This window comes from Paraburkholderia gardini, assembly GCF_907164575.1.
Taxonomy (GTDB): Bacteria; Pseudomonadota; Gammaproteobacteria; order Burkholderiales; family Burkholderiaceae; genus Paraburkholderia; species Paraburkholderia gardini.
Map to the genome: position 1 here is coordinate 1 of NZ_CAJQYY010000017.1, position 22395 is coordinate 22395.

Genomic DNA, 22395 nt, shown 5'->3' on the forward strand with positions numbered 1-22395 from the left:
AATTTATTAAATATTCCCTCCCGGGGGGGGGGGGGGGCCGCTGGGCGCGCCCCCCGCCGCGCAAGTCATAGAGACGAGCGTTCACAACGTAGCCGCCCCCCTGCGCGAACCCGCGACGCACAGGGGGCGAGCCGGAAACAGCGCTATTTCGTCTTTGCAGCGCCGACTTCACGGTCCCACTTCTGGAACGCGGCCACCATCGCCGCCGCGCTCAGCGGCAGCACGTGCGGATGGTCCGCCAGCAGCTTCGCGTATTCCGGGCGGCCGAACTTCTTCAACACCGCCTGGCTTTGCGCCGGTGCCTGCTCGACCGTCACGCCCTTGATCGCCGGGCCCGGATAGAAATACCCGTCGTCATAGGTCAGCGCCTGCTGCGCGGGCTCCAGCATGAAGTTCATCAGCTTGTAGAGCACGTCGAGCTTGTCCTTCGGCACGCCCTTCGGGATCACCATGTAATGGGCGTCGTTCACCCACGTCATGTTGTCGAACGCCTGCACGCGAAATTCCGCGGGCACGATGCCCAGCGCACGCGGGTTGATGTCCCAGCCGGTCACCGTGACCGTCATGTCGCGCGTGCCTTCGCCCAGCTCCTTCATCACCGCCGACGTGCCGCCCGGATAGTACGGAACGCAGTCGTTCAGCTGCTTGAGGAACGCCCAGGTCTTGTCCCAGCCGTGAATCGGGTCCTGGGGGTCCTTGTCGCCGAGCACATACGGCAGACCCATCAGGAACGTACGGCCCGGGCCGGAGTTGGCCGGACGCGCGTAGATCAGCTTGTTCGGGTGCGCCTTGCACCACTGCAGCAGCTGCTCAGGCGTCTTCGGCGGATCGGTGACTTTGGCCGGGTTGTATTCGAGCAGCGGCCCGGCCGGCATGTACGCCACTTCGAGTCCGTAGCCCTGTGCCAGGTCCTGCATCTTGCGCGGGCCCGGTGCGTAGTTGTCGAGCACGCCCGGGAACACCGCCGCATGATCGGGCAGCAGCTTCTCCCACAGGTTCTGCTCGATGCCGGCCGCCAGCGCGTCGGTGCCCGTCAGCACGAGGTCGATATCGGAGCGCCCTGCGGCCTGCATCGCCTTGATCTTGCCCGGCAGCTGCGGCGCGGGCGCATTGGTGAACGTGATGTTCGAAACCAGGTTCGGGTACTTCGCCTTGAACGCCTCGAAGCCCTTTTGCGTCAGTTGCAGATCCCCCGCTACGTCCACGATGTTCAATGTCACCGGATCCGCCGCGCGCGCCGCGGGCGCGAATGCCGCGCCGACCGCTACACAGACCGCCGCCACCCTTACAGACAACCTGCCAGATAAAGTCATCGTATCTCCTCGCTTCTTTGGTATGGAAGTCCGCCGGTTCAGGTGCGCTGCCGACGGTACACGTCCCGCGTTATCGAACATTGCCAACGCGCACATCTGACGTCAAGCAAATCATCAATGACCGATTGCGCCGCGGCGCACGGCGCAATCTCCATCAATCCCTTTGCAGAAAACGATCCGATGCCATATTCACGTCCGCGGGAGCGCGCCGCTCTACGGGTTTAGCCCGATACTTGTCAGGCAACTTCGCGCAGCGAATTGGGCATGCTCAACCGCCTTTGACGCCCTGCGTGTTCACATACAGCGAATAGAGCCCGTGGCTCGCCGCCATGAAAAGCCGGTTGCGGTGCCGCCCGCCGAAGCACACGTTCGCGCAACGCTCCGGCAACGCGATATGGCCAATCGCTTCGCCGTGCGGGGTAAATACACGCACGCCGTCGAGTTCTTCCGTGCCCATGCCCCAACCGCACCAGAGGTTGCCGTGAATATCGACTCGAAAGCCATCCGGCGTACCGGCAGCCGCGTCGATCAAGATGCGGTTGTTCTCAAGCGTGCGGCCGGCGGCGGCGACGTCGAACACGCGGATCGTGCGCGGCGACTCACGCGACGCGACCACATACAGCCGCGATTCATCGGGGGAGAACGCGAGACCGTTCGGGCCTTCGATATCGTCGGCGACGAGCGTGATCTCGCCCGTCTGCCCGTCGATGCGATACACGCACTGCGGCAATTCGGCCTCGGACTTTTCGCCTTCGTAGAAACCGTCGATGCCGAAGCTCGGATCGGTGAACCAGATCGAGCCGTCCGACTTCACAACGAGATCGTTCGGCGAATTCAGGCGTTTGCCGAGGTAGCGATCGGCAAGGACCGTGATCGTGCCGTCATATTCGGTACGCGTGATGCGTCTCGTCAGATGCTCGCAACTGACGAGACGTCCTTCGCGATCGCGCGTATGTCCGTTCGCATTATTCGACGGCTGACGGAATGGCGTCACCGCGCCGGTCTCTTCGTCCCAGCGCAGAATGCGGTTGTTCGGAATGTCGCTCCACAGCAGATAGCGCCCGTCGCCGAACCACACCGGGCCCTCGGACCAGCGCGCGCCTTGATACAGACATTCGACCGAGGCGGACGCGATACGCAGCGCGTTAAAGCGATGGTCGAGAACGCGGATGGCGGGATCGGGATAGCGACGGCTGTTGTCTGTCATGAGACTCCTTGCGGTTGTACCGGATACGGCGAACGGCGCCCGCATGCGGCGCGTCATGGCCCTCGCGATGATGTCAGGTCAGAGAGGATCATGGCCGCCTCAGGCGGATCACGCCGCGCGGCTGGCTATGCGGCGGCGTGACGCTCTAGAAGCTTAACAGCCGTTCAATGCTTGCCCAGCTCACCATCGAGCAGACGCCACAGCTTCAGCGGATTGTCGTCGTGCAGCGCTTCAGGCAACAATTCCGCCGGCAGATCCTGATAGCACACGGGCCGCAGGAAGCGATCGATCGCGGTCGCGCCAACCGACGTCGCGCGCGCGTCCGACGTGGCCGGGAACGGTCCGCCATGCACCATCGCATGCGACACCTCGACGCCCGTCGGGAAGCCGTTCGCAAGAATGCGGCCGGCCTTTCGTTCGAGCGTCGGCAGCAGTTTGCGCGCGAGCGCGTAATCGTCCGGTTCGAGTTGCAGCGTCGCCGTGAGCTGGCCTTCGAGATAACCGGCCACCTTGATCATTTCGTCCACATCGCGGCACGTGACGATCAGCGAAGTCGGTCCGAAGATTTCATCTTCGAGCTCGGCCGTGGCGAGAAACTGCGCGGCCTGCGTCAGGAAAAGCGCGGGCATCGCCGGACACGCGGCGCCCGACTGCGTGCCCTGCGCGACGCTCTGCACGCCGCTGGCCTGCGCGCGCCGCTCGACGGCGGACTGGTACGCCGAAGCGATGCCCGGCGAGAGCATGGTCTGTGCTTCTTTCTTTGCGAGCGCCTGCGCGGCGGTGTCGATGAACGTCTGCGTATGCGGGCCTTCCAGCATGATCACGAGCCCGGGGTTCGTGCAGAACTGGCCGACGCCGAGCGTCACGGAATCCACGAATGCCGAAGCGATCGCTTCGCCGCGTTTGGCAAGCGCGCCAGGCAGCACGAAGAACGGATTGACGCTGCTCATTTCGGCGAACACGGGAATCGGCTCGCGACGCTTCGACGCGATGTCGACCAGCGCAAGCCCGCCGCGCCGCGATCCTGTGAAGCCGACCGACCTGATCGCCGGATGCGCGACAAGCGCCTCGCCCACCGCGTTGCCCGCGCCGACGATGAGCGAAAACACGCCCTCCGGCAGACCGGTTTCAGCGACCGCTTTCTGGATCGCGCGACCGACCAGTTCCGACGTACCGAGATGCGCCGGATGCGCCTTCACGACGACCGGACAACCCGCCGCGAGCGCCGAGGCCGTATCGCCGCCGGCAACTGAAAACGCGAGCGGAAAGTTGCTTGCGCCGAACACGGCGACGGGCCCAACCGGAATTTTCCGCAGACGCAGATCGGAACGCGGCAGGGGCTTGCGATCCGGCATGGCGGAATCGATCGTCGCGCCCAGCCAGCGGCCTTCGCGCACGAGCGAGGCAAAGAGCTTCAACTGACCGACGGTGCGCCCGCGTTCCCCTTCGATACGCGCTTTCGGCAGCGCCGTTTCGATGTGCGCGCGCTCGATCAGTTCATCGCCCAGCGCGACGATGTTGCTGGCAATCGCTTCGAGAAAGCGCGCACGCGTTTCAAGCGGCGCGCCGCGATACGGATCGAACGCGAGCGCGGCAAGTTCACATGCCCGGTCGACGTCGGCCGCACTGCCCGCACCGAAAACCGGCTCGATTTCCGCATTGCGGACCGGGTCGAACGCGCACAGCGTGCCCTCGGCGCCGCGCACGGCGGATGCGCCAACGAGCATCTCTCCTGTGATCTGCATCTTGAAACTCCAGTTGGGCGCTGCGGGCGTCGGCCTGCATTCACCGCGCAGCGAAAATCAGATAGTGAGAAGCGCTGTCAGCCCTGCTCCGGCCTGGCGGCGTTCTGACGCTCGAACGTGAGGAGCGCTTCGGTTGCAGCCGCGATCTTCGCATGATCCTCGACCGGCGTCGAACTGAGTAGCGGCAGAATCGCGCCCATATCGGCGATCTTCGAAAACGTCACTGCATCGTGCAGCACACGGATCAGCGAGATGTCGTCGCGCAGCGTTTCAAGCGGCATGAACGCGTCGCGGATGCGCTGCGCTTCGTCCGTGCGGCCTTCTTTCGCGGCGCGCAGAAGCGCCATGACCGCGTGCGGCGCGATGCAGCCCGAACCGGTCGTCCATGCAGCGAGACCGAAGTCGCGCACGTGCACGAGCGCGGGACGCTCGCCCATGCCCGAGATCACCTTCGCCGGGTTCACTCTTTCGAGGAGGCGCTTCAGGTAGACATCGTCGGCCGGGTTATCGCGAACGATTGCGTATTTGACGGCGACCAGCGTGCCGCGATCGACGAGACGCGCGAGCGCATCGACATCGACGTAGTTCTCGTTCTTGATATAGAGCGTAAGCGGCATGCCCGCCACGTCGACGACGCGCGCGAGGCCTTCTTCGACGCCCCCAGACGTGGTAAAGCCGGCGAGCGGCAGGACCATCGCGGTGCGGTAGTTCGTCTGCGCGAGGATGCGCGCCTGATCGAGCATCTTGCCGTAATCGGGGCCGATGGCCGGAATCACGCGCGTTTCGGGAGCGGCGCTCGCGGCGAGCAGATCGAGCAGATCGCGATATTCGCTGACCGCGACGTGATACAGGTTCGCGTTGCCGCCATAAAGCAGCGTGCGCACGCCGCCGGCCTCGATGTGCCGAATGAGCTTCTGGTTCTCCGCGGCGTCGAGCGAATAATCGGCGCGGCGGGCGAGCGGCGGCACCGCCATCACGCTGGCAGCGAACTCACTGCCGGAAATCGGAGAGACGTTCATGGCACCTCGGCAGACGGATCAATTCGATGATTGATCTTCACGGTAGCATCGCGCGGCAAATGTTGTCAAACAAATTTGCCGTTGCCATGCATGTGATGCATCGACGCCATTCGCATCGCAACGCAGCATAACGGCCGGGTTTTTGGCTATTTTTGTCGAAAATCAGGCTCTTTCAGTTGTGCTCATGCTGTTTGGGTGCCCCATTCTCGTATGACAACAAGATCCTGCGTATCTGAATGCGTAGATGTTTTTCGGCGCGGCAGGTCCGTGTTTTTGTCAATTACGCCAGAAGGGTTTTTCAGCCTCATATCAATCCGGGCAGGGATTAATGTTGATTCAAAATGCCGACGTTATCCGGCCAGGTTTCAATCCATATAACGCACAAGGGCCCATCGACGGGGACGCCCGCCGGTTGGGGGCGCGGCAAAACGCAAAAAATCAACTCAACTCGCCGCTTTTGATTGGCATAATGTTCATACGAATTGCCGGGCAGAATAAAAAAATGGTGATAGATTAGTGAAGCAGACAGGCGCAAACCAGGTATTCGCGTCGTCTTTATTAGCGGCCTGGCCTGCCGCGATCCGAGGGGAGCCGTCCGTGTCACTACATTTCATCGAGCAGATGTCACCGTTGCTCGAGGCCCCTGATGAAACCGCATGGTTCGACGCCATTACCCGTCTCGCCGACGGATGGGGCTTCAACCAGGTTCTGCTGGCGATGCTGCCACGCCCGACCCTCCGTCTGGAGGACGCGTACGTGCGCAGCACATACCCCGTGTCCTGGCGGCGCGCCTACGACGAGCAGGGCCTCATGCACATCGATCCCACCGTCTCGCACTGCGCGACGCGCGCCTCGCCGCTCGTGTGGTCGCCCGAGATCTTCACGACCGAACCGCAGCAATCGATGTATGAGGAAGCCCGCGCGTACGGGTTGCGCGCCGGCGTCACGCTGCCGGTCCACGGGCCGCGACAGGAAGCAGGCATGCTGTGCTTCGTGAACGACAGCATGCCAGGCGATGCATTCTGGCGGCATGTGGACGTCGCGCTACCGAATCTGGTGTTGCTGCGCGATCTGGTGATCGATACAAGCCAGCGTTACGTGAGCGCGCATACGCAGGAACTGATTCCGAGGCTCACGCCGCGTGAACGCGAATGTTTGAAGTGGACTGCGCGCGGCAAGTCCACGTGGGAGATTTCACACATCCTGAACTGCTCGGAAGCAGTCGTGAACTTTCACATGAAAAACATTCGCGCGAAGTTCGGTGTGAACTCGCGGCGCGCGGCCGCGGTCATCGCAACGCAACTCGGCGTCATTGATCCTGACTGACGGCGTCGAAGGCCCTGTCGTGCAACGCACGCTCCGCCCGGCCGAGATCGCTGTCAGAGATGGCCCTGGTGAAATAAAGTCCAAGCAGGATCGCCACCGGCGCCGGAATTTCCGAGCCGGATTCGAAGCGGCTGCCACGCGACTGCGTGACGCCAAAGCGTGCCCAGAAGCGCCGCTGACTCTCTTTCTTCTTTTTGCGGAACGCGATGATGAACACGCGGTCCACGGGCGACGCTGGCTCCAGCACTCGCTCCGGAGTGCTCACGCGACGTGCCGGTTGCCAATAATTTTCAAGTAGTTCCATGATGTCCGCCTGGTTGACTGGCTATCGCCGGGATCGATAAATCGATTCTCCACGGACTCCGGAACCGGGCACACCTATCCAGGTGGGTAGGTGGAATTTCTACCCGAAATGCATAAGTTTCCATGCGTATTGGTTCACCAACACGTGAGGGAGAACGACATGCAAGCAGCAATCCGGATTGGCCTGCGTCAGGAATTCGACAACGATCACATCAACGCAATGTACCGGCTGCGCGCCCGTGTGTTTCACGGGCGGCTCGGGTGGGATATCCCGACCATCGCCGGCATGGAGATCGACGGCTACGACGCACTCGGGCCGCATTACATGCTCATCCAGGACAAGGCGGGCGCCGTGCGTGGCTGCTGGCGCCTGATGCCGACCGAAGGGCCGAACATGCTGAAGGACACGTTCCCGCAACTGCTGCATGGCGATGCGGCGCCGGTCGGCCGGCATATCTGGGAACTGAGCCGTTTTGTCGTCGATACCGGCGGCGAGGAGCAAACGTTTGGCTTTGCCGATCTGACGATGCACGCGATCCACGAACTGGTGACCTTCGCCGACCAGATGGGCATCACGCGCTACGTGACCGTGACGACAACGCCCATCGAGCGGCTGCTGCGCAAAACCGGTATCGAACTGCGACGGCTCGGGTCGCCGCTGCGCATCGGCGTCGAAAATGCGGTGGCGCTGGAGATCGCGGTCAGTCCGCAGACGCGGGCCGCGCTGTTTGGTCCGATGGCCGTGGCGGCCTGAGGGATTGCCGGTTCACGCCGCCGGGTTCGAGCCGGATTCAGGCTAACGCCGGTCCGGTTCGCGCGGCGGTTACGAACCGAACATCCGGTCGAGCGCGTTTTCGAGATGGGCGCGCATGGCCTGCCCCGCGGCGGCGGAATCCTTGCTGCGGATCGCTTCCAGCACGGCCAGATGCTCGCGCTGCACGAGACGCTGCCGCTCCACCGTCTTCACGAGCGACAGGTTGCGCGAGAGGTTCATGCTGAACACGATCTGCTCTTCGATGAACGACATCACGGTGATGAAAAACTGGTTCTTCGACGCCCGCGCCACGGCCAGATGAAACGAGAAATCGTCGCGCGCGCCGATGCCCTGCGTTTCGATGATGCGTTCGAGCTCGTCCCACGCGTGCTGGATGGCGGCGACATCGTCGCTGTCGGCCTGCTGTGCGGCGAGCGCCGCCGCGCCTGCTTCGGTGACGATGCGAAATTCATAGCAGCGACGGATATCGGACAGCGTTTCGAGCGGCGCGAAGCGGCGCACGTCCGGATCGGGACGGCGCGCGACCGTGGTACCCGAACCGTGGCGCGTCACGATGATCCCGTCGGCGCGCAGACGGGCCAGCGCTTCACGCACTGTCGGGCGCGACGTTTCAAAACGCTCGGCCAGCGCGTGCTCGGTAGGCAGCCGCTCGCCCTCCTTGTACTCGCCTTCCAGAATCTGGTTCAGGATATCGCCGTAGATCTTGTCGGGCAGACCGAGAGATTTGCGCTCGTTCATCGTCGATGTCGCAGCTTGTCTGAATAGAGCATGATTGTAAGGCAAACTGGACAAATTACCGGTCTGATTCTGATTGACGGCAAGCCTTTTGTCAGCGAAAAGCCTTGCCAGGTCTTGATTCTCCCCTCTCTCCCAACCAGGACAAATGACCTGACGACTTGATTTACATCAAGGCAGTGTCGACGCTTTTCAGCGATTATTTAAGCCGACGTTTGATTCAGCGCATATCTGGTGATGTCTGGTCCACGTGCGTCGCTCCTTTCCCCCCGGGTCATTGCGCATGGCGTGCAGATCCTTGTGCAGCGGAGCTGCTTATCTTTTCAAGACACAACTCTCACATGACCGCGCGTCCTTTTGTCACTCAGGTCGCGCAAAGGCCGGTGGGACAATCAGCGCAACATTACTTTCCGGGCTAACCGATCATGCTCAATCCCATCGCGCTTTCCCCGTCTGTCGCACAGCGACCTGTCCGGGCCATCGCGCCCGTACGTACGCGGCGCGATGTCGCCCGCTGCTCGACCTGCGCGATGCGACAACTCTGCATGCCGCAGGGCCTGTGCGCCGAAGACCTGCCGAAACTTGAAGCGCTCATCTGCAACGCGCGCACCGTGCGGCGCGGCGAGGTGCTCTTTCGCACCGGCGACCCGTTCGACAACCTGTACGCCGTCCGGTCGGGTGCGCTGAAAACGGTGATGTCGCATCGCCTCGGCCGCGAACAGGTGACCGGGCTGAAACTCGCGGGCGAACCGCTCGGCCTCGACGGCATCAGTACCGATCTGCACGCATGCAGCGCGATCGCGCTCGAGGACAGTTCCGTGTGCATCGTGCCCTATCCTGCGTTGAAGCGTCTGTGCCGCGAAATCGGCACGATGCAGGACCGCCTGCACAAACTGATGGGCGAGCAGATCGTGAGCGAGGCCAGGCAGATGATGGTGCTCGGCTCACAGAGCGCCGACGAACGCGTCTCCGCGTTCCTGCTGGATATCTCAGGGCGCAACACGCAACGCGGCTATTCGTCGAACGAATTCAACCTGCGCATGACGCGTGAGGAAATGGGTAGCTACCTCGGCATCACGCTTGAAACGGTCAGCCGTACGCTGTCAAGATTTCAAAAGCGTGGTCTGATCGACACGCAGGGCAAATTCATCCGCATCGTCGATTTCGACGGTTTGCGTCAGTTATAAAGCCGCCGCTGCCGGCCCGCACCGTAATTCTCCGGCGCGTGGCCGCGCGCCACGCTGGCATGGCGTCAAGCCGGCCACCTGATTGCGATACATTTAGCCTTGGCATGCCTTCTGCAAGCAGGTACAGTTTCAGACTGTCCCCTACCAGGAGACCCGGTGCAATGAATCGCGAACCCGCCTTGCAGCACCCGCTCATCCATCGTCTTATCGAAGCCCGCAGCGTCACAGACGCGTTGTTTGCCGTCGTTAAACCTGAATTTCTTTACGAGCGTCCGATCCGCGAACGGCACCGGATCGTGTTCTATATCGGCCATCTCGAAGCATTCGACCGGAACCTGTTCGACCGGCGTCTGTTCGACCTTCCCGCGCTCAGCCCTGAACTCGACCAGTTGTTCGCCTTCGGCATCGATCCGGTCGACGGCGACTTTCCGACTGACGCGCCGTCTGACTGGCCGTCGCTCGAAGTGGTCAACGAATACGCCGCGGAGGCGCGCGCGCAGATCGACCAGAAACTCGCCACGCTTGAACTCGTGCGCGAAGGTATGCGCACCGCTTCGGCCGAACAGTTGTTGCACGTCGCGATCGAACATCGGCTGATGCATGCCGAAACGCTCGCGTACATGCTGCACCAGTTGCCTTTCGAACAGAAAGTCGCGCCGCGATTGTCCATCACCGAACCCCAGACCAGCCAGCCCGATGACGGCATGGTCAGCGTGCCCGCGGGCCCGACCGTGCTCGGCATGGTGCGCGAGGATGGCGCTTTCGGCTGGGACAACGAATTCGGCGCGTTGCATGTCGATGTGCCGGCGTTCGAGATCGACCGTCATATGGTGACGAACGGTGCGTATCGCGCGTTCGTCGAAGCGGGCGGTTATCGCGACCCGTCGCTGTGGACCGGCAAGGACTGGGCATGGCGGGAAGCCGAACATATCGAGCATCCTGCAGGCTGGTCGCTGGCGACGCAGAACGGCGAGCAGGCGTGGAAACTGCGCACGATGTTCGACGACATCGCCCTGCCCGAAACCTGGCCGGTTTATGTGAGCCACGCCGAAGCCAGCGCATACGCGCGCTGGGCCGGCAAGGCCCTGCCTACCGAAGCGCAGTGGCAGCGCGCGGCGCACGGCGCGCCACACGCGGCATCGGGCAATTTCGATTTTCGTAGCTGGGATCCGCAGAACGTCCACGCGCATCCGGATAACGTCAGCGCGTTCGGCGTGGTCGGGCAGTTCGGCAACGGCTGGGAATGGACGTCGACCGCGTTCGATGCACTACCGGGTTTCGACGCGTTTCCGTTTTACCTCGGCTATTCGGCGAACTTTTTCGACGGCCAGCATTACGTGCTCAAGGGCGGCTCGGCGCGCACCGCGGCATGCATGTTGCGCCCGACGTTCCGCAACTGGTTCCAGCCGCGTTATCAATACGTGTATGCGGGGTTTCGCTGCGTCCGTAATTGACCATTTAAGCAATAGTTGACGCAGAACAAGGATAAAGCCCGTACACCGTACGAATTCGGCGTGAAGGTACAGCTAGTTCGGCTGCAGCAACAGCAGGCACCGGTGCGTGATGCGCAGAAAAGTCGGTGCCACAACCGCTGCTCTTACCCCGATTGTCCTGTTTTTAGAAACAGTGATTTCAGAATTAGGTATTTACCCTTATTTCATCGCCTCTTACACTGTCCTCACTGCTGCAAATAAAGATGCTTGCAGCCCAATAAGACAATCTCTGGAGGTTGTAATCATGAAGTCGCTCATTCACGCTGTCGTTGTTGCCGCCACCCTTACTGCTCCGGTTGCCGTTTTCGCCCAGTCGAACCAACCCTTGACCCGTGCGGAAGTGCGCGAACAGCTGGTTCAAATCGAAAAGGCGGGCTACAACCCGGTTCGCTCGAACCCGAATGAATATCCGGGGAACATCCAGGCTGCTGAAGCTCGTGTTGCCGCGCAGAACAGCGCTGTGGGCGGCGTTGCGAGCGGTTCGTCGCAACACGGTCCTGCAGCAGTAGCCCAGTAAGCTTCGTCAGGCCAGGAAGCTGTTTTTGGCCGGAACGCGTGCGCTCGTTGCGTCCAGCCGCGTTGAATCACTGACTCGCGATCGCTATCTGGCGATCGCGAGTTTGTTTTATATATCAGAACCTGCGCCCCAGGTTCCCGGCGGCTTCGCCTGAACGGGCACAGCCCGCGTTGCCCGCGCGGACGTAACTCGAACCCTTGCGACCGCCAAACGGCACGTGACAATCCTGACTGCTCAAGCGGCGACAAGCAAACCGCGAGCGGCCAGATTCCGATACAGCGCACGCACACCGAACGTCCACGGTTCGATTTCAGTGCTCAGGCGGACCGTGTTAGTCAGCGCACCCAGTTGCGGCGTCGAAATCGTCACCCGATCCCCCAGGTGATGCGTGAACCCTGCGCCGGGTGCGTCACGGTCCTTGATCGGCGAGAACATCGTGCCAAGGAACAGCATGAAGCCGTCCGGATACTGGTGATGCCGTCCCCACGTCTGCTCGACGAGGTTCGCCGGGTCGCGGCTGATTTCGCTCATGTGGCTCACGCCCTCGAGCACAAAACTGTCGTCGGCGCCCTCCACCCGCAGCGCGACACTGGCCGTGCGCACCGAGTCGAGCGAGAAGGTTTCGTCAAAGAGGCGCACGAACGGGCCGATGGCGCATGAGCCGTTGTTGTCCTTGCACTTACCCAGCAGGAGCGCCGAGCGGCCTTCGATATCGCGCAGGTTGACGTCGTTGCCGAGCGTCGCGCCGACGATGCCGCCTCGACTATTCACAGCCAGTACGATTTCCGGTTCCGGATTGTTCCAGGTCGAAGCAGCGAGCAGTCCCACATCAGCCCCGAAACCGACCGCCGACATGGGCTGCGACTTCGAGAACACTTCCGCATCGGGGCCGATGCCCACTTCCATGTATTGCGACCACGCACCGCGTCGTTCCAGTTCGGCCTTCAGCTTCATGGCAGCGTCCGAGCCCGGCTCGATTTTCGAGAGGTCCGTGCCGATTATCGAAGCGATGGTCTCGCGGACGGCCTTCGCCTTCGCCGGATCACCGCCCGCCTGTTCCTCGATGACGCGCTCGATCAAACTCACGGCGAACGTGACACCGCACGCCTTGATGGCCTGAACGTCACACGGCGCGAGCAGTCGCACGGCGGGCCCGGCCACGCCAGGAAGGCTGGAAGCGATGAGCTCCGCCACTGTGCCAAGCGGGACGCCCGTTGCTGTACGCGCGACCTGTGCGGGGTTCTCCCGATCGAACAGGTCAGCAGTCGTCAGCACGGTCGCGGTGATGTCGAACACCTCGCCGTGACGCACGACAACGACACACGGGCCTTCATGCTGGTCCGTCTTGCGCCATACGCGCCCCACAAGCAGCGCCTGGTCGATGTCGTCCGGGAAGAAACTGGATTGAGTAGTTGCGGACATGGGAATGGATATTTTCGGGAAGGTTGGAAGACCTGCGGGACCGGACTCGATGTGAACATGAAGCCCGGTCCCGCAACCGGCACGTCAGTGCGAATGCCTCGGATTGCCACGCTCGGCAATCACCTTGAGATAGAGCGTCGCCGGCTCGAGACAGCCGCCGGTCGAAAGCTGGCCAACCGTCTGGCGGTACAGCTCCTGCCACGGTGTCTGCGCCGGCGGAATCGTGAAGGTAGCCGTCTCACGGCGCCGCGCGAGTTCGTCCTCGTCGACCAGCACGTTCACGCTGCGCGAATTCAGATCCACGCGAATGCGGTCGTTCGTGCGTAACAGCGACAGTCCGCCGCCAACCGCCGCCTCGGGTGACATGTTGAGAATCGACGGGCTCGCGGAGGTACCGCTTTGCCGTCCGTCGCCGAGCGTCGGCAAGGACGTAATACCCTGCCGCACGAGTTCTGCCGGCGGCGCCATGTTCACCACCTCGGCACTCCCCGGATAGCCCACGGTACCTGCGCCGCGAATCACCAGAATGCAACGCTGATCGATCTCAAGCGACGGATCATTGATACGTGCGTGATAGTCCTCAGGGCCATCAAAGACGATTGCCCGCGCCTCAAAGGTATTTTCCGAGCCGGGCTCGCTCAGATAGGTCTGCCGGAAAGCATCGCCGACCACCGACATCTTCATGATCGCGCTGTCGAAGAAATTGCCCGACAGCACGATGAAGCCTGCGCCGTGCTTGAGCGGATCTTCAGTTGTCTTGATGACGTCGCGATCCGCGGAAGGCGCATCCGCTGCGATCTCGCCGATGGTACGGCCCGACACGGTCAGACATTCACCGTGTACGAGTTGCGCCTGGATCAGCTCGTGCAAGACGGCGGGCACGCCGCCCGCGCGGTGAAAACTCTCGCCGAGATATTCGCCCGCGGGCATGCAGTTCACGATCAGCGGCACCTGCTCGCCCACGCGCTGCCAGTCGTCAAGACTCAGTTCGACGCCCATGTGCCGTGCAATCGCGATCAGATGGGGCGGGCAGTTGCTCGACGCACCCAGCGCGGAGGCCACCACGATGGCGTTTTCGAACGCCGCCTTCGTCATGATGCGCGACGGACGCACATCTTCGCGTACGAGGTCGACGATGCGTTTGCCCGTGGCGTAAGCCATCTGGCCGCGTTCCCGATACGCCGCGGGAATGCTCGCGCAGCCGGGCAGCGACATGCCGAGCGCCTCGGCCAGACTGTTCATCGAGAGCGCCGTGCCCATCGTGTTGCAGTGGCCGATCGAGGGCGACGACGCAGTCGTTAGCTGCATGAAGCCTTCGTAGTCGATTTCCCCGGTGGCAAGCAGATTACGGGCATGCCAGATGACGGTCCCCGAACCCACGCGCTTGCCCTCGTGCCAGCCGTCGAGCATCGGACCGCCCGACAGAACGATGGCGGGCATGTCGACGGTGGCCGCGGCCATCAGACAGGCGGGCGTGGTCTTGTCGCAGCCCGTGGTCAATACGACGCCATCGAGCGGAAAGCCGTGCAGGATTTCGACCAGACCGAGGTACGCGAGATTGCGGTCGAGCGCGGCGGTCGGCCGGCGGCTCTGCTCGGCGAGCGGGTGAACCGGAAATTCCATCGGAATACCGCCCGCGTCGCGAATGCCTGCTTTTGTACGTTCGGCGAGCTCGATGTGGTGCCGGTTGCAAGGCGCGAGGTCGCTGCCCGTCTGCGCGATGCCGATGATGGGACGGCCCGACTGAAGCTCTTCGCGCGTCAGGCCGTAGTTCATGAAACGCTCGACGTAGAGCGCCGTCATATCCGCGTGCGACGGGTCGTCGAACCATTCCTGGCTTCTCAGCCTGCGAGGGGTGGATGCTGACATGTTGTTTACCTCTCTGTCATGGGGATGGTTGAACCGTCTGAAATCATTGCGAGAAACCCCATTTACAGCGCGTCTGGGGTTGGCCGGGCACCGGCGAGCGAAACGAAAACAGGCCACCGGCATGCGGCTGCCGCTCGCGCTCCGCCGACGACAGTCCCTTCCACGCCGTCGAGACATAAACAGTCTGCAGGTCGTCTCCACCGAAAGCCAGCTTCGTCACGTTGGCGCAGGGAAAAGGTACCTGCTCCACAAGCTCGCCAAGAGGCGAGTACCGTTCGATACGCCATCCGCCGAAAAGCGCGATCCACACGAATCCGTGCGCATCGACCGCCATTCCATCCGGGTATCCGTCGCCGGAAATAGTGGCGAAGATGCGTTTGCGCGACAACGCGCCGTCTTCGCTCACGTCGAAGGCATACACCACGCGCCGCACGGTGTCGCCGTGATAGAGCGTGCGTGCGTCCGGGCTCATTGCCGGTCCGTTCGTGATCACATAGTCGTCGTCCCGAGCCACCACTTCGCCGTCGTCACTGACGCGATAAAGGGTGCCGTCTGGCTGCTCCTCGCCGTCGTCCATCGATCCAAACCACAGGTGCCCGCTGGCATCGACAAAGGCATCGTTGAGCCGGTTGCCCGGCAGATGCGCCTCGACGTCCTTGAGCTTGCCGAATTGCCCGCTGCCGGCGTCGAAGCGATACAGACCATCCGGCAACCCGCAGACAAAAGTACGATCCGCAAGCGGTGCGACAAAGCCGACCTGATCGGGCGCGCTCCATGTCTGCGTCTGACCCGTGGCGATGGTCAGACGATGGATATGGCGACCCTTGATATCGACGAAATAGACAGCGTTCTCCGTGGCCTGCCACACCGGGCCTTCCCCCAGTTCGGCACCGACCGGCCATACGCAGACAGGGATGCGGAAATTCATTCTCCGTACCACCCTGCATCGACGAAATAGTCCCGACCGGAGCAGCGCGACGCATCGTCGGACGCGAGGAACAAGGCCATGCGGGCGACGTGCCCGGGCTCGATACGCAGGCGCAGACATTGGCTCGCGACGACCTTCGCTTCGCTCTCGGGTGACTGCCAGAGCTGCATCTGACGCGGGGTCCGAACCGCGCCCGGGATAATGCTGTTCACGCGGATGCCGGCGTCCCCGAGTTCGCGCGCGAGTCCACGGGTAAGTCCCTCGATACCGGCCTTCGCGCTCATGTAGATAGCCAGGTTCGGCAACGCCAGATGCCACGACACCGAGCCAAGATTCAGGATCACGCCGCGTTCGAGCTTGCGCATGCCGGCCGCTACGGCCTGAGCGCAAAAGAACTGGTGCTTCAGGTTCACGGCGATGCACGCGTCCCAGTAGCTCGACGTGACAGTGCCCAGTTCGTGCCGGTCGTCATTGCCTGCGTTGTTGACGAGAACCTCGACCGGCCCGGCAATATCGGCGATCCCGGCGAAGGTGCTCTGGATCGCCTCGACACTGCGCAGATCGCATCGGCGGAACACGGGCGGATGGACGGCATCGCTCAGTGATTCCTGCAACGCAAGCGAATCGCCTTCCGCCACGTCGAGAAAAAAGACCCGCGCACCCTGCCGTGCGAATGCCCCGGTTATCGCGGCGCCAATACCGCTGCCACCACCGGTGACAACAACCGTTTTGCCTGAAAGGCTGGGATAGATTGCGTACGACATCGAATATTCCACTTGTTACGGGTACGACAACAAATCCATGGCGCCCAGCCGCCCCGGCTGGCGCGCCCCATCATGCGGGTTACCGCAGTACGTCGACCTCGCTCACCATACGCCATTCGCGTTCGAGTGTTCTCGCCGCGCCACCGGTGACAGTCACCACGTCGCCCAGATGAAGGTCGCGACTCGAGCTTCCGACCATCAGGTCGAAGTCGCCTGGCTCGACGATACGCTCGCCGCGTCCATCGGTGAAATTGAGCATATCGACGGGCATCTTCACGCGAACCCGCGCAGAAGCGCCCGCCGCTAGCGGCACCCGGGCAAAAGCCTTCAATTCGCGTACCGGTCGTGCCGATGATGCCAGCCGGTCCCGCACATAGATCTGCACGATCTCGCTGCCTTCGCGCGAGCCGATGTTCTCGACCACGAAGCTGAGTTCGATCGTCCCGTCGGCAATCGGGACTTCGCGTCGCGCCACCGCGAGACTGCCGTAACGGAACTGCGTATAGCTGAGTCCGAATCCAAACGGGTAGCGGCAACCGAAATGGTAAGCGACCGGCGTACCCGCGCTTTTCAACCGGTGGTTGTAGGTATAGGGTACTGCTCCGGCACTTTTCGGCACCGACAACGGCAGGCGGCCGGTGAAGTTCGCGCGGCCCACCAGCAGATCGGCGAGCGCTTGCGCGCCGCGCTCGCCCGGTGCGAAAGCCATGATCTGCGCCGCGATCCGGTCCTCGAGGCCTCCCAGGTTATACGGACGTCCGCCCGTCATCACGACGACCGTCGACGTACCGCTGTCGACCACCGCTGCGAGCAAGGCCTGCTGCACGCCAGGCAGGTCCAGGCTGTCCGTATCGGATCCCTCGCCTACCGTGCCGGACTGGAACAGCCCCGACAGATCGCCGACGAAGACGATCGCAACACCTGCCTGCCGTGCGGCGTCAACCGCCGCTGCAATACCGCTGGTGTCCTCGCTGATCAGCTCGTCGCGGCTGGCGTGCGCCGTGGTATCCAGCGACACGTCGCCGGGGAACACCGGCGCGCCCGCGTGGCGCTCCGCGATGATGTCGCAGCCACGCGCATGGATCACGCGTCGATCGCCAAGTAGTGCGCGCAGCGCCTGCAGCGGCGTACCGATCGACGCGACCGACTGCTCGCCGGCGTTGATCAGATGCACCGGGAAACTGTAGCCGGCCAGCAACGCCAGCGGATCGTCGGCAGTTGGCCCGATTACCGCGACCTTCGCCGTCGCCTCGACATCCAGCGGCAACACGTCGCCTTCATTGCGCAGGAGCACGGCCGATTCAAGCGCCACCTGATACGCGACGTCGCTCGCCGATTCGCTTTTCACATCCACTCGCTCCGGATCCGCATACGGATTTTCGAACAGGCCGAGACGGAACTTCGTGCGCAGCACGCGCGATACAGCGGCGTCGATCGTTTCTTCGCTGATCTCGCCGCGCGTCAGCGCTTCTTTCAGATGCAGCGCGCACTCGTGTCCGGGCAACTCGACGTCGAGTCCGGCATTGAACGCGAGCGCCGCGGCAGCCGCGCTGTCGCGCGCGACCGCATGGTGACCGTAGAGCAGATCGACGCCAGCGTAGTCGGCGACAACCAGTCCATCGAAACCCCACTTCTCGCGCAACGTTTCCTGAAGCAACGTACGGTCCGCATGACAGGGCACACCGTCAATGTCGTGATAGGCAGGCATGACGGAGCCGGCATTCGCCAGCTTGACCGCCATCTCGAACGGCAGCATGAAAACGTCGTTGAGTTCGCGCGGGCCGACATGCACGGGCGCGTGATTGCGGCCGCCTTCGCTCGCCGAATGTCCGACGAAATGCTTGAGGGTCGCGAGCAGGTCGCGGCGTTCCCCTTGCAGCCCCCTGACGTAGTGACAGGCGAGCACGCCGACCAGATAGGGGTCCTCGCCGAGCGTTTCCTCGGTGCGGCCCCAGCGCGGATCGCGCGACACGTCCAGCACCGGCGCGAGCCCTTGATGACAACCGATCGAACGCGCCTGCTCGCCGATGATCTGCCCCACGTGTTCGACAAGCCCCGGATTCCACGTGGCCGCATAGTTCAGCGGCGACGGGAACAGCGTGGCGTCCTTGATCATCAGGCCGACCAGGCATTCTTCGTGAGACATCACGGGAATACCGAGGCGCGTATCCTCCACCATCTGCCGCTGCAGCGCGTTGAGCGCACGCACGCCTTCCTTCGGGTCGACCGTATGCGTGCCGAGCGGGCGCGTGATCTGACCCAGCCCGTGTTGAAGAATCGTTTCCACCGTGATGCCGGCATCGCCATGCGCAAAATCCACAGTACGCGCTTCGTGATTGCCATCGGACGACAGCTTCAGCCACGCGGCGTGCAACTGGGCAATTTTCTCGTCCACTGTCATACGCGCCAGCAAGTCGGAAACACGCTCGTCGACAGCCGCGGTGGGATCGCGGTAGAGCGGAACTTCACTTTGGCGAAGCAACATCTAGAACTCCTTTAAATGATCCGGGTATACAGGGCGCAAATGGCGCCGGCAAATCCGCTTTTCATCACAAACGCAGGGAAGGCACTGCTTCATCCGCAACCCCGCCTTGCATTCGATATTCCTTTCTTAACTTCGCAGTCCTTTAAATTGAACGAATACCTGAAGGGCTGGAAATTCACTACCTCGATAGCGTGACGAGGCGGCGCCGTTTCGCTGCTGGAAGCGCCGACTGTCCGGCGCGGCCCGTTCAGCTGGAATGCCAGGATCAGTGCAGACGCGACAGCGCGAAATCCTGTTCGTCGAACACATGGCATGCGTCTGGCGCCAGCGCAAGATCGATATGTTCGTCGCGTGCCACACCCCCATCGCCAGGCAATTTGGCGATCAGCGTGTTGCCGTCCCGGCTGCCACCGTCGATATGGATGTAGCTGTGCTCTCCCATCCGCTCCACGAGGCGAACCGCGCGACGGATGGTCTGAGTACCTGGCTGGCCGGAGGGCAGGCCCAGGTGTTCGGGCCGGATGCCCAGCGTGACCCGCATGCCAGGGCGCGTATTGCGGCCATCGACCTGTGCCCGCACGCGCTCACCGCTCGTCAGCTGGATCTCGACACCCCGGGCGTCGATCGTCGTCACGACGCCCGGCAGGAAGTTCATCCTCGGAGATCCGATAAAGCCCGCCACGAAGCGGCTTTTGGGCCGGTGATACAGATCCAGCGGGGCACCGATCTGCGCGATGCTGCCGTGCTTCTCCATTTCCGCGCCGGCGTGCAACAGCACGATCTTGTCCGCCAGCGCCATGGCTTCGATCTGATCGTGCGTGACGTAAATCGCGCTTGCCTGGTGGAATTCCCGATGCAGGCGGGCAATCTCAGTGCGGGTCTGCACGCGCAGCGCGGCGTCGAGATTCGACAACGGCTCGTCGAACAGAAACACGCCCGGCTCGCGCACGATCGCCCGGCCGATCGCCACACGCTGCCGCTGCCCCCCGGACAACGCAGCGGGACGACGCTCCAGCAGCCCGTCCAGTTGCAGCGTGGCAGCCGTGCGGCGCACCTTGCTGTCGATCGTCGCCTTGTCGATCTTCGCCTGACGCAACCCGAAAGCCATGTTCTCGTAGACGCTCATGTGCGGATACAACGCGTAGTTCTGAAACACCATGGCGACACGGCGCTCCGCGGGCGGCACGTTGTTCATCAGCTGAGCGTCGATGCGCAGCTCGCCGCCGGTGATCGATTCGAGTCCGGCGACCATGCGCAATAACGTCGACTTCCCGCATCCCGACGGCCCGAGAAACACACAAAACTCGTTCTCGCCGACCTCGAGATGGACGTCGCGAATAATCGGCGGATTGCCTTCGTACGCCTTCTGTACTTTAGTCAGAGTAATGCTTGCCATAGCTCGTTGTGTTCGCAGTTAAATTACCGGGCGTTCGCTTCAGCCCGACTGATCCGGCCGGCAGTGCGGGCCGCAACCCTGCCCTGCCTGGCTGGACCCGGTTCGCCATCCGCCCGTCAGCCCTTCAGGGAGCCGGCCATCATGCCCTTGATCAGACGCTCCTGACCGAATGCGTAGGCCGCGATGAGCGGCAACGACGTCATCGTGACGACCGCCAGCATCGCCGGAATGTTCGACGAGTACTGCCCCTGGAAATCCCACACGGCAAGCGGCAGCGTACGGTGCGGCGGAGTCGAGGTCAGCATGTACGCGAAAATGAACTCGTTCCAGAGCGCGATTCCGTTGTAGATCGCGACTGTGGCCAGCCCCGGCGTGGAGAGCGGGAAAAAGATGCGCCAGAAAATCCTGAATGGACCGCAGCCGTCGAGCTGCGCGGCTTCCTCGAGTTCATGCGGAATCTGGCGCATGAACTCCGTCAGGATGAAGATCGAGATCGGCAGGCTGAGCGCCACATACGGCCCGATCAGCGCGAACTGGGTGTCGTACAGCCCCAGGTTGCGGGTCAGCAGATAGATCGGCACGAGCGTTGCGTGCAGCGGCACGATCATCCCTGCGATCACCAGCCCGAACAGCAGTTTGTTCAAACGAAAACGCAAGCGGGCGAATACATAGGCCGCCATGGCGCTCAACAGCACGATCAGCAGAACCGAAAGTCCGACGACAAAGACACTGTTGCCAAAGTAAGTGAGGTAGGGACCGTGCAGTACCGCCCAGTAGTTCCCGAAATAAAAATGGGAGGGCAGCGCCCAGACCGGCGCGGAGAACGTTTCCTCCTGTGTCTTCAGACTCGTCACCACGACGAAGAGGAACGGCAACGTCGTCACGGCGAGCCAGATCAAGCCCAGCAACGGCACACCGATGCGAATCCTGGGAAAATGAAGACGATTTGTTTCAGTGGCCATGCTCAAACTTCCGTTTCGTAACGACGCGTCATGCGCAATGCGATGGCCGCAACCAGCGAGACGATGATGAACATCGCGGAACCGATCGTGCTGCCGTAGCCCAGCTGGAAAGAACTGAACACGGTCCGGTACATATACGTCGCCATCAGCTCGGACGAGCCTTCCGGGCCACCGCCCGTCATCACGTAGATCAGATCGAAATACCGCAGCGAGCCGAGCACCGCCAGCAGCACCGCGGTGCGGATCGCGCCTTGCAGATGCGGCAGCTTGATGCGCCAGAAGATGGTCCATTCGGAGGCGCCATCCAGGCGGGCCGCCTCGTTCAACTCCGCGGGCAGCGACGACAGTCCGGCGAGAAACAGGATCATGTAGAACGGCACGTTTTGCCAGCAGATCACCGCAATCGTCGAAGCGAGCGAGAAGCGCGTGTCGCCGAGCCAGTCCTGCGCGAATATGTCGAGGCCGATGGCGCGCAGTGCGACGTTCAGCGGTCCGAAGTTCGGATCGTAGATGTTCTTGAACAGCACGCCGATCGCGACGCTCGACATCAGCAGCGGCAGGAAATAGAGAATCTTGAGAATGCGCGAGCCACGCCCCGCCTTTTCCAGCAGCACCGCCAGCGCCAGCGAGATGGGCAGCTCGATCACGATCGACGCGAGCGCGAGAATGACGTTGTTCCACAAGGAGCGCCAGAAAACCGTGTCCTGCGCGAGATGCGCCCAGTTGGCAAGCCCGACGAAGCGTGAATGCGTACCGAGCCCGGTCCAGTCGACCAGCGAAAGCCGCAGACTGGAGAGCAACGGATACAGCAGGAATATCGCCAGCAGCACCACCGCGGGGGCGAGAAAGACGGTGATAACCAGCCACTGTGACGAAATGCGCGCCCGCGCGGCGGGCGCAGTGGAAATTGCAATATTCACAGATCGTGTGTCCAGCCCGCATCGAAAAA

General features: G+C 62.5%; 19 protein-coding genes. 5 read left to right on the forward strand and 14 right to left on the reverse strand.

Annotation, left to right across the window (positions count from 1 at the left end; all coding sequences use genetic code 11):
* Positions 1 to 143 precede the first annotated feature (143 nt).
* The 4 genes from LPA34_RS15265 to LPA34_RS15280 form a co-directional block, all read right to left on the reverse strand.
* Positions 144 to 1313 carry an extracellular solute-binding protein gene (locus LPA34_RS15265; protein ID WP_228979518.1) on the reverse strand — a complete coding sequence of 390 codons (1170 nt, stop codon included), beginning with the start codon at positions 1311 to 1313 and terminating at the stop codon, positions 144 to 146.
* A 268-nt stretch (positions 1314 to 1581) separates the two neighbouring features.
* Entirely contained in the window at positions 1582 to 2520 is a 939-nt protein-coding gene (locus LPA34_RS15270) for an SMP-30/gluconolactonase/LRE family protein (RefSeq protein WP_228979520.1), read from the reverse strand.
* 164 nt (positions 2521 to 2684) lie between these two features.
* Complete coding sequence (locus LPA34_RS15275; RefSeq protein WP_228979522.1) at positions 2685 to 4265, reverse strand: aldehyde dehydrogenase (NADP(+)); 1581 nt, start codon at positions 4263 to 4265, stop codon at positions 2685 to 2687.
* Positions 4266 to 4342: 77 nt separating this feature from the next.
* A complete protein-coding gene (locus LPA34_RS15280; protein ID WP_228979524.1) occupies positions 4343 to 5284 on the reverse strand; it encodes a dihydrodipicolinate synthase family protein in 942 nt (313 codons plus the stop codon).
* Positions 5285 to 5905: 621 nt separating this feature from the next.
* On the opposite strand from LPA34_RS15280, the gene LPA34_RS15285 reads away from it, so the two are divergent.
* Positions 5906 to 6610, forward strand: a complete 705-nt coding sequence (locus tag LPA34_RS15285; protein ID WP_228979744.1) for a helix-turn-helix transcriptional regulator — start codon at positions 5906 to 5908, stop codon at positions 6608 to 6610.
* Here the strand turns inward: LPA34_RS15285 and LPA34_RS15290 are convergent.
* Entirely contained in the window at positions 6594 to 6914 is a 321-nt protein-coding gene (locus LPA34_RS15290; RefSeq protein WP_228979526.1) for a helix-turn-helix domain-containing protein, read from the reverse strand. The genes LPA34_RS15285 and LPA34_RS15290 overlap by 17 nt on opposite strands.
* 159 nt (positions 6915 to 7073) lie before the next feature.
* Between LPA34_RS15290 and LPA34_RS15295 the strand changes: the two genes are divergently transcribed.
* On the forward strand, positions 7074 to 7667 hold the full coding sequence (locus tag LPA34_RS15295) for an acyl-homoserine-lactone synthase (protein ID WP_228979528.1): 594 nt from the start codon (positions 7074 to 7076) through the stop codon (positions 7665 to 7667).
* Between the two features lie 69 nt (positions 7668 to 7736).
* Here LPA34_RS15295 and LPA34_RS15300 read toward each other — a convergent pair whose 3' ends face one another.
* Entirely contained in the window at positions 7737 to 8426 is a 690-nt protein-coding gene (locus LPA34_RS15300; RefSeq protein ID WP_228979530.1) for a FadR/GntR family transcriptional regulator, read from the reverse strand.
* 422 nt (positions 8427 to 8848) lie between these two features.
* Here LPA34_RS15300 and LPA34_RS15305 point away from each other — a divergent pair, with 422 nt between their 5' ends.
* The 3 genes from LPA34_RS15305 to LPA34_RS15315 all read left to right on the forward strand — a co-directional run bounded on the left by LPA34_RS15305 (position 8849) and on the right by LPA34_RS15315 (position 11620).
* Positions 8849 to 9610 (forward strand): helix-turn-helix domain-containing protein, encoded by a 762-nt coding sequence (locus LPA34_RS15305; RefSeq protein WP_228979531.1) that lies wholly within the window; start codon positions 8849 to 8851, stop codon positions 9608 to 9610.
* Between the two features lie 161 nt (positions 9611 to 9771).
* On the forward strand, positions 9772 to 11064 hold the full coding sequence (locus LPA34_RS15310; protein ID WP_228979533.1) for an SUMF1/EgtB/PvdO family nonheme iron enzyme: 1293 nt from the start codon (positions 9772 to 9774) through the stop codon (positions 11062 to 11064).
* A 283-nt stretch (positions 11065 to 11347) separates the two neighbouring features.
* Positions 11348 to 11620 (forward strand): DUF4148 domain-containing protein, encoded by a 273-nt coding sequence (locus tag LPA34_RS15315; protein WP_228979746.1) that lies wholly within the window; start codon positions 11348 to 11350, stop codon positions 11618 to 11620.
* A 234-nt stretch (positions 11621 to 11854) separates the two neighbouring features.
* Here LPA34_RS15315 and LPA34_RS15320 read toward each other — a convergent pair whose 3' ends face one another.
* The 8 genes from LPA34_RS15320 to LPA34_RS15355 form a co-directional block, all read right to left on the reverse strand.
* Positions 11855 to 13042 (reverse strand): fumarylacetoacetate hydrolase family protein, encoded by a 1188-nt coding sequence (locus LPA34_RS15320; protein ID WP_228979536.1) that lies wholly within the window; start codon positions 13040 to 13042, stop codon positions 11855 to 11857.
* A gap of 84 nt (positions 13043 to 13126) precedes the next feature.
* Complete coding sequence (locus tag LPA34_RS15325) at positions 13127 to 14911, reverse strand: IlvD/Edd family dehydratase (protein ID WP_228979538.1); 1785 nt, start codon at positions 14909 to 14911, stop codon at positions 13127 to 13129.
* Between the two features lie 43 nt (positions 14912 to 14954).
* Entirely contained in the window at positions 14955 to 15839 is an 885-nt protein-coding gene (locus LPA34_RS15330) for an SMP-30/gluconolactonase/LRE family protein (RefSeq protein WP_228979540.1), read from the reverse strand.
* Positions 15836 to 16603, reverse strand: coding sequence for an SDR family NAD(P)-dependent oxidoreductase (locus tag LPA34_RS15335; protein ID WP_228979542.1), 768 nt, complete (start codon positions 16601 to 16603; stop codon positions 15836 to 15838). Before LPA34_RS15335 ends, LPA34_RS15330 begins: the two co-directional genes overlap by 4 nt.
* A gap of 79 nt (positions 16604 to 16682) precedes the next feature.
* A complete protein-coding gene (locus tag LPA34_RS15340; RefSeq protein ID WP_228979544.1) occupies positions 16683 to 19088 on the reverse strand; it encodes a glycoside hydrolase family 3 N-terminal domain-containing protein in 2406 nt (801 codons plus the stop codon).
* Positions 19089 to 19353: 265 nt separating this feature from the next.
* Positions 19354 to 20484: an ABC transporter ATP-binding protein gene (locus LPA34_RS15345; RefSeq protein ID WP_228979546.1), complete on the reverse strand. Its 1131-nt coding sequence runs from the start codon at positions 20482 to 20484 to the stop codon at positions 19354 to 19356.
* A 116-nt stretch (positions 20485 to 20600) separates the two neighbouring features.
* On the reverse strand, positions 20601 to 21446 hold the full coding sequence (locus tag LPA34_RS15350) for a carbohydrate ABC transporter permease (protein ID WP_228979547.1): 846 nt from the start codon (positions 21444 to 21446) through the stop codon (positions 20601 to 20603).
* Between the two features lie 2 nt (positions 21447 to 21448).
* A complete protein-coding gene (locus LPA34_RS15355) occupies positions 21449 to 22366 on the reverse strand; it encodes a carbohydrate ABC transporter permease (protein ID WP_228979550.1) in 918 nt (305 codons plus the stop codon).
* Between the last annotated feature and the right edge of the window lie 29 nt (positions 22367 to 22395).